Source organism: Alistipes sp. AF14-19, from assembly GCF_003461645.1.
In the GTDB taxonomy this organism is placed as follows: domain Bacteria; phylum Bacteroidota; class Bacteroidia; order Bacteroidales; family Rikenellaceae; genus Alistipes; species Alistipes shahii.
The window spans coordinates 106,378-120,141 of the sequence record NZ_QTXM01000002.1 but is presented as its reverse complement, the minus strand read 5'-3'; the positions used below and the strand labels follow the sequence as shown (position 1 = coordinate 120,141).

Genomic DNA, 13,764 nt, shown 5'->3' with positions numbered 1-13,764 from the left:
CGGCATTTGATTATACCCCCGATTTATATTATCTTTGTCGTAGCAAAATTTTGACGCAATGCCCCAATTCGTACACCTTCACGTACATACGCAATATTCGATCCTCGACGGACAGGCCAGCGTCCAGCGGCTCGTGGACAAGGCCATGGCCGACGGACAGCCCGGCATCGCCGTGACGGACCACGGCGACATGTTCGGCATCAAGGAGTTCTACAACTACGTCCAGAAAGTCAAGGGCAAATGCAAGGACAAGGCCGCCGAGGCGGAGGCCCGCATCGCCGCCCTGCGCGACGGCACGGAGACCTGCGCCGACCCCGCTGCCGAGATCGCCAAATGCGAAAGACAACTGGAGGAGTGCCGGCGCAAACTCGCCTTCAAGCCCATCATCGGCTGCGAGGTCTACGTGGCGCGCCGCCGGCTCCACGACAAGGAGGGCAAGCCCGACCAGAGCGGCTACCACCTGATCCTGCTGGCCAAGAACCTCAAGGGATACCACAACCTCATCAAGATCGTCTCGAAGGCGTGGACCGAAGGTTTCTACATGCGTCCGCGAACCGACCGCACGGAGATCGAGAAATACCACGAGGGGCTGATCTGCTGTTCGGCCTGTCTGGCGGGCGAGGTTCCGCGCGCCATCACGGCCAACGACCTCGAAAAGGCCGAGGAGTCGATCCGATGGCACAAGAAGGTCTTCGGCGACGACTATTACCTCGAACTGCAACTCCACAAGGCCACCGTCGAGCGGGCCAACCACGAGGCCTATCCCATGCAGCTGCACGTGAACAAGCACCTGCGCGAACTGGCCGCGAAGCACAACGTCAGAATGGTCTGCACCAACGACGTGCACTTCGTGGACGAAGACAACGCCGAGGCGCACGACCGGCTGATCTGTCTCTCGACGGGCAAGGACCTCGACGACCCCAAGCGCATGCTCTACTCGAAGCAGGAGTGGCTCAAGACGACGGCCGAGATGGCCGCGATCTTCGGCCAGACCGACCCCGAGGCGATGTCGACGACCGTCGACATCTGCAACCAGATCGAGTGCTACTCGATCGACCATGCGCCGATCATGCCTAACTTCGAGATCCCCGAGGAGTTCGGAACCGAGGCCGAATACCGCGCCCGGCTCACGGAAAAGGACCTTTTCGATGAATTCACGCGCGACGAGAACGGCAACGTGGTGATGTCGGAGGAGGAGGGACTCAAGAAGATTCAGAAATTAGGAGGTTACGACAAACTCTACCGCATCAAGTTCGAGGCCGACTATCTGGCCAAGCTGACGATGGACGGTGCGCACAGGCGCTACGGCGAGCAGCTGACCGAAGAGCAGGAGGAACGGCTGAAATTCGAGCTGCACATTATGAAGACGATGGGTTTCCCGGGCTACTTCCTGATCGTGCAGGACTTCATACGCGCCGCGCGCGAGGAGCTGGACGTGTCGGTGGGTCCGGGCCGCGGATCGGCCGCCGGATCGGCCGTGGCCTACTGCCTCGGCATCACGCAGATCGACCCCATCGCCTACGACCTGCTGTTCGAGCGTTTCCTGAACCCCGACCGTATTTCGCTCCCCGATATTGACGTCGACTTCGACGACGACGGCCGCGGAAGGGTCCTGAACTGGGTGACGCAGAAATACGGCAAGGAGAAGGTGGCGCACATCATCACCTACGGCACGATGGCCACCAAACTGGCCATCAAGGACGTGGCGCGCGTGCAGAAACTGATGCTCTCGGAGTCGGACCGCCTCTGCAAACTCGTGCCGGACAAGATTCCCGACAAGAAGCTCAACCTGCAGAACGCCATCGACTACGTCCCCGAACTGAAAGCCGCCGAACAGTCGGACAACCCGATTCTGCGCGATACGATCCGTTACGCCAAGATGCTCGAAGGAAACGTCCGCAACACGGGCGTGCACGCCTGCGGCACGATCATCTGCCGCGACGACATCACGGACTGGGTCCCCGTCTCGACGGCCGACGACAAGGAGACCGGCGAGAAGATGCTCGTCACGCAGTACGAGGGTTCGGTGATCGAGGACACGGGACTGATCAAGATGGACTTCCTGGGGCTGAAGACCCTTTCGATCATCAAGGACGCCGTGGAGAACATCCGCCTGACCAAGGGCGTGAAGATCGACATCGACGACTTCACGATCATCAACGACCCCGCGACCTACCGCCTCTACGGCGAAGGCCGCACCGTCGGGACGTTCCAGTTCGAGTCCGCGGGCATGCAGAAGTACCTGCGCGAGCTGCAACCCTCGACCTTCGAGGACCTGATCGCGATGAACGCCCTCTACCGGCCCGGCCCGATGGACTACATCCCGGACTTCATCGCCCGCAAGCACGGCCGCAGCCCCATCGAGTACGACATCCCCGTGATGGAGAAGTATCTCAAGGACACCTACGGCATCACGGTCTACCAGGAGCAGGTCATGTTGCTGTCGCGTCTTCTGGCCAACTTCACCCGCGGCGAGTCGGACACGCTCCGCAAGGCCATGGGCAAGAAACTCAAGGACAAGCTGGACCACCTGAAACCCAAGTTCATCGAGGGCGGCAGGAAGAACGGACACGATCCGAAGGTGCTCGAAAAGATCTGGGGCGACTGGGAGAAATTCGCCTCCTACGCGTTCAACAAGTCGCACGCCACGTGCTACTCGTGGGTGGCTTACCAGACGGCCTACCTCAAGGCCAACTACCCTTCGGAGTACATGGCCGCCGTGTTGAGCCGAAACCTCACGAACATCGAGCAGCTGACGCTCTACATGAACGAGTGCAAGCGCATGGGCATCAGCGTCATGGGACCCGACATCAACGAGTCGATGCGGACCTTCTCGTCCAACGCCGCCGGGGACGTGCGCTTCGGCCTCGCGGCGGTGAAGGGCGTCGGTGCGGCGGCCGTGGAGAGCATCATCGCCGAACGCAAGGCCAACGGGCCTTTCAAGGACATATACGACTTCGTCGAGCGCGTGAACTACTCGCTCGTCAACCGCAAATGCCTCGAAAATCTGGCTTACGCCGGGGCGTTCGACTCGATCTCGGATTTCGCACGCTGCAAGTACTTCGGCGTCGACCTGCGCGATTCGAGCGGCATCACCTTCATCGAGCAGCTGATGCGCTACGGGCAGCGGTTCCAGACCGAGCAGAACAACGCCCAGCAGAGTCTGTTCGGCGGCGGCGAGCACGTGGACATCCAGCGCCCGGTGCTTCCGGCCTGCGCCGACTGGAGCCAGTTGGAAAAACTCACGAAGGAGCGCGAAATGGTGGGCCTTTACCTCTCGGCGCACCCGCTCGACGATTATAAAATCATTATCGACCACATGTGCAAGACCCAGCTTTCGGAACTGGAGAACCTCGACGCCCTCAAGGGGCAGGAGATCGCCGTGGCGGGCATGGTCGTGGGCGTGCAGAACCTGATGACCAAGACCGGCAAGCCGTGGGGCAAGTTCAAACTCGAGGACTACAACGGAGGCCACGAGTTCGCCCTCTTCGGCAAGGACTACGAGAACTTCCGCAAATACCTTTTCCCGGACTATTTCCTCTTCGTCCGGGGCCGCGTGCAGGCCAAGCCCTACAACGACAAGGAGCTGGAATTCAAGATCATTTCGATGGTTCAGTTGCAGGAGATGCGCGACACGATCAAGGAGATGATCGTGCAGCTGCCGATCGAGGAGGTGACCGAAGCGTTCATTCACGACCTGACGGAGAGGGTCCGCGAGTCGAAGGGCGACACGCTGCTGCGCCTGAACGTCTACGACCGCGGAGCGCAGGTCTCGCTGCGCCTCTTCTCGAAAAGCCACAAGGTGAGCCTCTCGCAATCTCTGGTCGGATATTTGGACGACAACAGCATCCACTACTCAATCGCATAAGCATACTTTAATTGATAATCAACAAAAAACTCAAAGCTATGGCATTGGCAATCAACAAAGACAATTTCGAAGCGCTGGTCGCAGGCGATCAGCCGGTGGTCATCGACTTCTGGGCCGAATGGTGCGGTCCCTGCCGCACGATGTCGCCCATCGTGGACGAACTGGCTGCGGAATACGAAGGCAAGGTCGTCATCGGCAAGTGCGACGTCGAGGAGAACGACGACATCACGATGAAGTACGGCGTGAGGAACATCCCGACGATCGTCTTCCTCAAGGGCGGCGAGCTGGTCGACAAGCAGGTCGGCGCATGCCCGAAGGATGCCCTGAAGGCCAAGATCGAGAAGCTTCTCTGATGCTGCGCGCCATCGACTTCCACGGGCTGAAAGGCGTGGAGTTCTCCAAGGGGGAGTATACGGCGCTGCTGATTCCGGAGATGGGGGCCAACCTCGTGCGGCTGGCCAACACCCGGCTGGGCGCGGAGATTCTGCGCACGCCCGGACCCGGGGAGATCGAGACGTTCCGGAGCCGTCCGCAGGTCTTCGGGCTTCCGATCCTGTTCCCGCCCAACCGCATCGCCGACGGCCGTTACGTCTTCGAGGGACGCACGTACCAGTATCCCATCACCATCGAGAGGGAACGGAACTACCACCACGGCGTCCTCAAGAGCGAGGCGTTCCTGGTGTCGAAGGCCCGCGAGACGGACAGGGAGGTGATGATCGAATGCCGTTACTACGCCAATGCGGGGAACGATGCCGTTTACCGCGATTTCCCGCACGAGTTCAAGTGCAAGATCACCTACCGGCTCACGGCCGAAGGGTTGGAGCAGGAGGTGGTGTTCTTCAACCGCAGCGAGACCCGCATGCCCCTGGGCGTGGGTTTTCACACCCCGCTGACGATTCCCTTTGCGGGCGGGATCGACGCCGACTACGTGATGCGCCTGGCTGTCGGGGAAGAGGTCGAACTCGATGGCCGCAACCTCCCGACGGGACGCAGGCTGCCGCTGTCGGAGCAATTTTCCAAATTGCGCCGCGAAGGGCTTCAGGTCACCGGCTGCGGGCCGATCGAGGCGGGTTTTACGCTGCGCGAGATCGACGTGGACGGCAAACCGTTCCGCGGCGCGCTGGTCGAGCACCTGCGCACGGGCGTGAGAACCTGCTACGAGGTCGACGAGCAGACGACCTACTGGACGCTGTGGAACAACGGAGGGCAAGTGCCCTACTGCTGTCCCGAGCCGCAGACATGGACCACGAACGCCCCCAACGCCGCCGATCCCGCGGCCGAAGGGTTTCGGGCCATTGACCCGGGCGAGTCGTGGCGCACGACTTTCCGCCTGTATGCGAAATAGTGGTAAAAAAAGAGGATCGACCGGCGATCCTCTTTTTTGTCTCAAAACCTCTCGTGGAAGACCGTCGCGGAGAGCGGTTTGCGCAGCGTGTCGTGGCGGTTGGGATCGGCCGCCGGGCCGTCGCCGTAGCCGATCAGCAGGATGTTCACGGGTTCGACGTTCGCCGGAAGGGCGAACTCCTCGCGCACGGCTTCGGGTTTGAACATGCAGATCCACAGCGTGTCGAGGTTCAGCGACGCGGCGGCAAGCATCATGTGGTCGGTGACGATCGACGCGTCGATGTCCGAAATGTTCTTGCCGTCGTACTTACGGGTCCACGCCTCGGAGGTGTCGGCGCAGACGATGACGGCCGTCGGGGCGCCGAAATCGCGCGTGCAGCGCGCAAGGCGTTCCATGCCCTCCTTCGACTGCACGACCACCAGCCGCTGGGGCTGGCGGTTGGCGCCCGTGGGGGCCACGCGGCCCGCTTCGAGGATCAGCTCCAGTTTCTCCGGCTCCACTTGCCTGGAGAGGTATTTGCGGCAGGCGTACCGCTTTTTCGCCAGTTTCAGAAAATCCATTTGCAAAGGTTTTAATTATATAAAGGTACGGACAGGCCGGGCGATTCGAAATCTCCCGACCGGTAAAAAGGGCCGTTACGCCTCCAAAGGTATAAAAATTCGCGCCGTTATACAACCGGGCGCTCCGTTTTGGCAGGTCCGGCTGACAGAATGGCAGAAAAAAAGTACTGGCACACCGTTTGTTGCAGGAAGGGCAGGAAATCAAATACAACAACAACGATAGCACTATGAAAAACGGAAAAATCGGAGTTACGACGGAGAACATTTTCCCCGTCATCAAGAAATTCCTCTACTCGGACCATGAAATTTTCCTGCGCGAGCTGATTTCGAACGCCGTGGACGCCACCCAGAAGCTGAAAACCCTCTCGTCGATCGGCGAGGCCAAGGGCGATCTGGGCGACGTGACGATCCGCGTCGCCGCCGACAAGGAGAAGAAAACGCTCACCGTGACCGACCGCGGCGTCGGCATGACGGCCGAGGAGGTGGACAAATACATCAACCAGATCGCCTTCTCGGGCGCCGAGGAGTTCATGGAGAAGTATAAGAACCAGGCCATTATCGGACATTTCGGACTGGGATTCTACTCGGCATTCATGGTGTCGGACAAGGTCGAGATTTTCACGAAATCCTATAAAGAGGGTTCTAAAACCGTACATTGGAGCTGCACCGGGTCGCCCGAGTTCGAGATGGAGGAGACTGACGAGGCACGCGACCGCGGCACGACCATCGTGCTGCACCTCTCGGAGGATTCGCTCGAATACGCCGAGGATGCGCAGGTCGAGGCCCTGCTGAAGAAGTACTGCCGCTTCCTGCCCGTGCCCATCGCCTTCGGCAAGGTCAAGGAGTGGAAGGACGGCAAATACGTCGACACCGACAAGGACAACATCATCAACAACGTCGAGCCGCTGTGGACCCGCAAGCCCGCCGACATCACCGAGGAGCAGTACAAGGAGTTCTACCGCGAACTCTACCCGATGAGCGACGAGCCGCTGTTCTCGATCCACCTCAATATCGACTATCCGTTCCACCTGACGGGCATCCTCTACTTCCCGAAGATTCACAACAACTTCGAGATCCAGAAGAACAAGATCCAGCTCTATTCGAACCAGGTCTATGTGACGGATCAGGTCGAGGGCATCGTGCCGGAGTACCTGACGCTGCTGCACGGCGTGATCGACTCGCCGGACATTCCGCTCAACGTATCGCGCAGCTACCTGCAAAGCGACGCCAACGTGAAGAAGATTTCGAGCTACATCACCCGCAAGGTCGCAGACCGCTTGCAGGAGTTGTTCTCGACCATGCGTTCAGACTACGAGGCGAAGTGGGACGACCTGAAAATCTTCATCCAGTACGGCATCCTCACCGACGAGAAGTTCGCCGAGAAGGCCGCCGGGATCATGCTCTGGAAGAACGTCGAAGGCAAATATTTCACCCCCAAGGAGTATGCGGAGAAGGTGAAGGAGAACCAGACCGACAAGAACAAGACGGAGGTGTTCCTCTATGTGGACGATCCCGTGGAGAAGCACACGTTCCTCGAAGCGGCCAAAGGCAAGGGGTACGACGTGCTGGTGATGGACGGCCAGCTGGACAGCCACTACATCAACTGGTACGAGTCGAAGAACAAGGAGTCGCGTTTCGTGCGCGTCGACAGCGACGTGGTCGACAAGCTGATCCAGAAGGAGGAGAATGTCAAGATGTCGCTCACCGAGGGCCAGCAGGAGGTGCTGACGCCCGTTTTCGAGAGCCAGATGCCCAAGGACGACAAGATTCACTACAATATCTCGTTCGAGGCCATGTCGCCCGACGAGGCTCCGGTGGTGATCACGCAGAACGAGTTCATGCGCCGCATGAAGGAGATGGCCCAGACGGGCGGCGGGGGCATGAGCCAGTTCTACGGACAGATGCCCGACAACTTCACCATCGCGGTCAACGCCAACCACCCCATCGTCATCGACATCCTCGCCGACGTGGAGAAGTCCTACGGCGACAAACTGAAGTCGATCACCAAGAAGATCGACGCCGCGGTGGCCGAGGAGAAGCGTTTCGACGAGGTCGTGAAGGGCAAGAAGGAGGAGGAACTTTCGTCCGAGGAGAAATCCACGCGCGAGGAGCTGTCGAAGAAGATCGTCACCCTGCGCGACGAGCGCAACCAGCGTCTGCGCGAGATCGGCGGCGAAAACCGCCTCGTCAAGCAGATCATCGACCTGGCGCTGCTGACCAACGGCATGCTCAAGGGCAAGAACCTGACGGATTTCATCCAGCGTTCGATTTCGCTGATCGGAAAATAGTTTTTGAAGGGTTTGCAGAGAAGGGGCCGCACTTTCGGAGTGCGGTCCCTTTTCCGTTCCGGGCCATCCAACCGCTTTTTGCGGAAACAGTTGCAAAAACAGCAAAAAAAGACTACATTTGTTTGTCACTACAAACCCAACCAACCTGCTATGAGAAATCTCCTGTTCCTAATCGCAGCGGCGCTCGGTGCGCTGCTGCCGTCCTGCACCCCGGCTAACCGGGTCGTGGAAAACCCGCTGATCGCCACGGCCAACACCCAGACGCTCGACATCGTGAAAGTCGAATTGAGCGACACGGCGACCGTGCTCCACATGAACGCCTACTACCGGCCCAAAAACTGGATCGTCATTTCTTCGGACAGCTATCTGCAAATCCCCGCCCGGAGATTCATGCTCACCGGGGCCGAAGGCATAACGCCCGACTCGCTGTTCTGGATGCCCGATTCGGGCCGTGCGTCGTTCATGCTGCGGTTCCCTCCCCTGCCCCGCGGAACAAAGTCGTTCGACTTCATCGAATCGGACTGCGACGACTGTTTCAAACTCTACGGCGTGGACCTGACGGGCAAAACGGAGTACCCCGAATTTCCCGAGGGGCTGCCCCGGGAGCTGCGCAAGGCCCCGAAGGACGGTCCGGTGCCCGATCCGATCTTCGCCGTCGGCGAAACGAGGGTCAACATCCACCTGTTAGGATTCCGCGAAGGGATGTACAAGGACATGACGCTTTATATCAATTCGATGCTGACCGGTCACGAGCGCAAAGACGCTCCCATCGACCCCGAGACGGGCGTTGCGACCTTTAAATTCGGGCAATACGGCCCGTCGCTGATCTATGGCAATCCGGCCGGTCCCGGCTCGATGCACCTGAATTTCTGGACGGCTCCCGGGGAAACCGCGGATATTTACGTTGACCTCACAGAGAAGGGCAAATCCATCGTCCAGCGCCGCGGCAAGGAACGAAAAGCCTCACACGACCGTAAGCTGTATGCGACGGGAACCTATGCCGACCTGAATATGCTGTACGACATGAGGGCCGAAAAACAGATCGGGTTCGATTTCTATACGGGCAAATTCGCGGATTACCGGATGACGGCGGACGAATATGCGCAGATGATCGTATCCAAATACAAAATGCTGACCGACAGCGTCGCCCGCAGCGGCATGTCGGAGATGATGAAGGAACTGAACCTGCTCTCGCTCAAGCAGGAGGCTCTCTGTGTCATGGTAACGTGCAGCAGTCTTCTCGAACACAACTACCGCTCGGTAAACAATCTTTGGGACCGCAATGCAAAGATCGACTACAAATTTGCCACACTGGAGCCGAAACATTATGCCGCTGTCTGCGGATTGTTCGACATCAATGACCCGAAACTGCTGATGGGCGAGTTCGAACCCGACTACCGGACAGCCATCAGCTACTCGGCTTTCGACTGGGCGGATATTATCCATGCAGAGAACGGTCTTGTCGTAGATCTGCGCAAAGCCGTTCCGATGGCCGCGAAAGCCGCGAACTGCGAACTCACCGAGGCTGACCTCGCCTCGCTCCGTTCGCTGAAGAATCCGTTCTACGCCGAGGCGTGCGAGGCTATTCAGGCCAGGGTACGCAGGGAGCTGGCGGCGCTGGAAGGCAAGGTGAAGATCGAAGAGACGCCCGACGTGGCCCCCGACAAGCTTTTCGACGCCATCGTCGCGCCCTGCAAGGGCAAGGTCGTGCTGGTCGATTTCTGGAACACCTGGTGCGGACCCTGCCAGGCGGCGATCAAGGCCAACGAGCCGCTGAAAACCGGGGAACTGAAATCGGACGACATCGTGTGGATTTACCTTGCCAACGAGACCTCGCCGCTGGTGACCTACAAGACCCAGATCGGCAAAATCGCCGGCAAGCATTACCGGCTGAACGAGGAGCAATGGAAATATCTGTGCGAAAAGTTCAAAGTCGACGGCATCCCCTCCTACGTGCTCGTCGACCGGGACGGCAACAGCAAACTGCGCAACGACCTGCGCAACCACGACAAGCTGAAAAAGACGCTCAAAAAGATGATCGAATAACGGAAACGGCCGCCCTGCGAGGGGCGGCCGTTTTGTCTGCGTCAAGGACGGGCGGCACGGAATCCCGAGGGTCCGGGACTTCACAGGCGCGGCGTCTACGCCTTGCGCCGTTCGATTTCGCTGATATTTTCAATTTTCTTCTTCCGGAGGAAACCGTAGACCCCGTCGAGGTGCTCGGTGACGCGGCCGTGGGAGAATTCGTAGATTTTGGATGTCAGCCCGTCGAGAAAATCGCGGTCGTGGGAGACGACGATCAGCGTGCCGTCGAAAGCCATCAGGGCCTCTTTGAGAATCTCCTTGGTCTTCAGGTCGAGGTGGTTGGTCGGCTCGTCGAGGATCAGCAGGTTGACTGGTTCCAGCAACAGCTTGATCATCGCCAGACGCGTCCGTTCGCCGCCCGACAACACCTTTACGAGTTTCTCGCTGGCCTCCTTGCCGAACATGAAGGCCCCCAAAATGTCGCGGATACGGGTCCGGATGTCGCCCACGGCAATGTCGTCGACGGTCTTGAAGACGGTGATCGACTCGTCGAGCCCCGACGCCTCGTTCTGCGCGAAGTAACCGATCCGGACGTTATGGCCGATCCGGATCTCGCCCTCGAAGTCGATCTGCCCCATGATGGCCTTGACCATCGTCGACTTGCCCTCGCCGTTGCGCCCCACGAAAGCCACCTTGTCGCCGCGCCCGATGGTGATCGACACGTCGCTGAACACCCGGTGGTCGCCGTACGCCTTGCCCAGTTCGGAGGTGATGACCGGATAGGAACCCGAACGCGGGGCGGGCGGAAAGCGCAGGTTCAGCGCCGATCGGTCCTCCTCGTCCACCTCGATGAGTTCCAGTTTTTCGAGCATCCGCACGCGCGACTGCACCTGATTGGTCTTCGAATAGGTCCCCTTGAAACGCTCGATGAACTCGCGGGTCTCGGCGATCATCTTCTGCTGGTTGTCGTAGGCCGCCTGCTGCTGCTCGCGACGCTCCCTGCGGAGTTCGAGGTAATGGGAGTAGTTGACCTTGTAGTCGTAGATGCGTCCGCGGGCGATCTCGATGGTGCGCGTGGTGATGTGGTCCACGAAAGCCTTGTCGTGGGAAATGACCATTACGGCCTTGGCGTTGTTCATCAGGAAATCCTCCAGCCACTCGATCGACTCGATGTCGAGGTGGTTCGTCGGCTCGTCCAAGAGCAGCAGGTCGGGTTTCTGCAACAGCAGCTTGGCCAGCTCGATGCGCATGCGCCAGCCGCCCGAGAATTCGGAGGTCTGGCGCGTGAAGTCGCTCCGTTCGAAGCCCAGCCCCAGCAGAATGCGCTCCACGTCTTCCTGGTAGTTGGTGAGGTCCACGGCATAGAACTTCTCGGAGATGGCCGTGACCTCCTCGATCAGCCGCATGTACGACTCGCTTTCGTAGTCGGTGCGGGTCGTGAGCTGCTCGTTGAGCGCCGCGATCCGCCGCTCGATTTCGAACAGGTGTTCGAAGGCCCGCGACGCCTCCTCGACGAGCGTGCGCCCGTCCTCCACCTGAAGGTGCTGGGGCAGATACCCCACTTTCCCGCCTTCGCCCACGGTCACGCGCCCCCGCGTGGCCGAACGCACTCCGGCGATGATCTTCAGCAGGGTCGATTTGCCCGCTCCGTTTTTGCCCATCAGGGCGATCCGGTCCTTGTCGCCGATCGTGAAGGAGATGTCTTTGAAAAGCGTCGTGCCGCTGAACTCTACGGTGAGGCCGTCTATTGAAATCATAAGTTGTCGCAAATTGAGCCGCAAAGGTACGAATAAGCGATGGCAATGTCAAATTTACTTGAACATTGCCGAGCGGGAGTATCCAAAGGTACGAAACGTCGGGTGCAGAAGCGAACGCCGGTTTGCTTCCGCCCCGACGGAGCGGTTCCGGAATCGTACTGCGGGGAGGGACTTTCCGGGCGATGAAAATGCCGTCACGGCGCAGAAAAAGCCGCTTCGCAGGGCGAAGCGGCATGAATCGGACCCGAAACGGGGCGTCTTATTCGGTCCAGCGGCTGCGGATCAGCTCCAGGAACCATTCCGGACAGCGGCACGGACGCCGCGAATCGCTGTGGATGAAGCCCAGCTGGGTCATGCCCGTATTGAGCAGGTCGCCCCGCTCGTTGTAGATTTCGTAGAAGAAATTGATGCGTGTCGAGGGCATTTCCCGGAGGATGATGCGCACGGTCAGCAGTTCGTCGAAATAGGCCGGCTTGCGGTATTTCGACTGCACTTCGAGGATCGGCATCATGATGCCCCGCCGTTCGACCTCGGCGAACGACATGCCCAGCGCGCGCAGGAACTCGCTGCGGGCGGCTTCGTAGTAGCAGATGTAATTCGAATGGTGGCAAATGGCCATCTGGTCGGTGTGCTTGTACCACACGCGTATCTGACAATCGTGACTTAACATGTTTTTTTTATTTTTCGGTTTGCAGGGAATATCCAAGTAACAATTCGGCCTCTGCGGTTTTCCCCTCATCCAGCAGCCGGCGGATCACGGTCGAACTGACATGCTCGCCGTCGACCCTGCACGGACCCACCTTCACGACGCGGAGCCGTCCCGACGCCGCGAGCGTGTCGCAGTCGATCCGGTCGTGGCCGAAACGGTGGTTGTAGCCCGCGACGAGCGTTTCGGCGCCGACCTTTCCGATCAGGTAATCGTCCGCGAACTCCTCTCCGGACAAGGCGCTGAACGCCCTGTCGAAGGGAATGACGATCACGTTATCCACCCCCAGCTCTTCCAGCAGGGCCGTTTTCTCGTCGAGCGTCGTCAGCAGCCGCAGCCCTTCGGCCTTTCCCAGCGTGATGCGCGGGTGCGGCTCGAAGGTCAGCACAATGCTTTCGCCGCCGTTGGCGCGGGCCTCGGCGATCAGCCGCCCGATCAGGGCGCGGTGGCCCAGGTGCACGCCGTCGTACGACCCGACGGTGACCGCCGGGCGGACGAAGTGCGGAAGTGCGTCGAAACCGTGAAATACCCTCATCTCTCTCTCCCTCTCCGGCACACGGTTACGAATTGCTCCCGTCGCTCTCCTTAACGAAGTAGGCGACTTTTTCGAGCAGCGTGGTGATGTCGTAATTCTCGACGATGATCCCCTGCGGGAAGTTCAGCGGCGTGGAGGTGAAATTCAGCACCCCCCGTATGCCGGCATTGATGATCGGCAGCACGAGATTCGGAGCCACCTTCGTCGGCGAGGAGACGATGACGATCGAGATGTCCTTGTCCTCGACCACCTCCTCGAAGGAGTCCATATGGTAGCACGGGATGCCGTCGATCGTCTTGCCGACCTTTTCGGGGTCGACGTCGAACGCCGCGGTGATCTTCAGCTTGAGCCCCTTGCCGTTGAAATATTTGGTGATGGCCTGGCCCAGATGGCCCATGCCCAGCACGGCGATGTTCATGGGCGAGGGGCTGTCGAGGATGCGGCTGATGTACTCGATCAGCACCTGCACGTCATAGCCCTTCTTCGTGTCGCTCGAGAAGCCGATCAGCATCAGGTCGCGGCGCACCTGCACGGCCGTGATGCCGTGGATGCCGGCCAGTACGTGCGAAAAGATATGCGTGATGCCCTGCCGATGGCTGGCGAGCAGCGTGCGGCGGTACTCGCTCAATCGCTCGATGGTTTTCTCGGGAATCGTATTCGTCAAAGTTGCCATGGCTCTG

Annotated in this window: 10 protein-coding genes; 5 read left to right on the top strand and 5 right to left on the bottom strand. The window is 59.6% G+C overall.

Translation table 11 applies throughout. The features are described from left to right. Positions 1-58: 58 nt before the first annotated feature. From dnaE to DWW03_RS02740, 3 genes are read left to right on the top strand one after another with little or no spacing between them, the layout of a single operon-like run. Positions 59-3,868, top strand: a complete 3,810-nt coding sequence (gene dnaE / locus DWW03_RS02750) for a DNA polymerase III subunit alpha (RefSeq protein ID WP_015546099.1) — start codon at positions 59-61, stop codon at positions 3,866-3,868. A gap of 38 nt (positions 3,869-3,906) precedes the next feature. Next, positions 3,907-4,221, top strand: coding sequence for a thioredoxin (trxA, locus tag DWW03_RS02745; RefSeq protein ID WP_022061499.1), 315 nt, complete (start codon positions 3,907-3,909; stop codon positions 4,219-4,221). Continuing rightward, the gene (locus tag DWW03_RS02740) at positions 4,221-5,213 is read left to right on the top strand and encodes an aldose 1-epimerase (RefSeq protein ID WP_022061500.1); all 993 of its coding nucleotides are present in this window, start codon (positions 4,221-4,223) and stop codon (positions 5,211-5,213) included. Before trxA ends, DWW03_RS02740 begins: the two co-directional genes overlap by 1 nt. A gap of 41 nt (positions 5,214-5,254) precedes the next feature. On the opposite strand, the gene DWW03_RS02735 is transcribed toward DWW03_RS02740, so the two are convergent. Continuing rightward, positions 5,255-5,773: a nitroreductase family protein gene (locus DWW03_RS02735; RefSeq protein WP_015546097.1), complete on the bottom strand. Its 519-nt coding sequence runs from the start codon at positions 5,771-5,773 to the stop codon at positions 5,255-5,257. A 227-nt stretch (positions 5,774-6,000) separates the two neighbouring features. On the opposite strand from DWW03_RS02735, the gene htpG reads away from it, so the two are divergent. Together htpG and DWW03_RS02725 are read left to right on the top strand one after the other, a co-directional pair. Continuing rightward, the gene (gene htpG, locus DWW03_RS02730; RefSeq protein WP_118406334.1) at positions 6,001-8,061 is read left to right on the top strand and encodes a molecular chaperone HtpG; all 2,061 of its coding nucleotides are present in this window, start codon (positions 6,001-6,003) and stop codon (positions 8,059-8,061) included. Positions 8,062-8,211: 150 nt separating this feature from the next. Beyond that, positions 8,212-10,107 carry a thioredoxin domain-containing protein gene (locus DWW03_RS02725; RefSeq protein ID WP_022061874.1) on the top strand — a complete coding sequence of 632 codons (1,896 nt, stop codon included), beginning with the start codon at positions 8,212-8,214 and terminating at the stop codon, positions 10,105-10,107. Positions 10,108-10,202: 95 nt separating this feature from the next. Here the strand turns inward: DWW03_RS02725 and DWW03_RS02720 are convergent, their stop codons facing one another. From DWW03_RS02720 to DWW03_RS02705, 4 genes are all read right to left on the bottom strand, one after another. Continuing rightward, positions 10,203-11,843, bottom strand: coding sequence for an ABC-F family ATP-binding cassette domain-containing protein (locus tag DWW03_RS02720; protein ID WP_015546095.1), 1,641 nt, complete (start codon positions 11,841-11,843; stop codon positions 10,203-10,205). Between the two features lie 259 nt (positions 11,844-12,102). After that, the gene (locus DWW03_RS02715; protein ID WP_022061873.1) at positions 12,103-12,513 is read right to left on the bottom strand and encodes an acyl-CoA thioesterase; all 411 of its coding nucleotides are present in this window, start codon (positions 12,511-12,513) and stop codon (positions 12,103-12,105) included. A 7-nt stretch (positions 12,514-12,520) separates the two neighbouring features. After that, positions 12,521-13,084: an FAD synthetase family protein gene (locus DWW03_RS02710; RefSeq protein ID WP_015546094.1), complete on the bottom strand. Its 564-nt coding sequence runs from the start codon at positions 13,082-13,084 to the stop codon at positions 12,521-12,523. 25 nt (positions 13,085-13,109) lie between these two features. Then, the gene (locus tag DWW03_RS02705; protein WP_022061871.1) at positions 13,110-13,757 is read right to left on the bottom strand and encodes a redox-sensing transcriptional repressor Rex; all 648 of its coding nucleotides are present in this window, start codon (positions 13,755-13,757) and stop codon (positions 13,110-13,112) included. Positions 13,758-13,764: the final 7 nt, after the last annotated feature.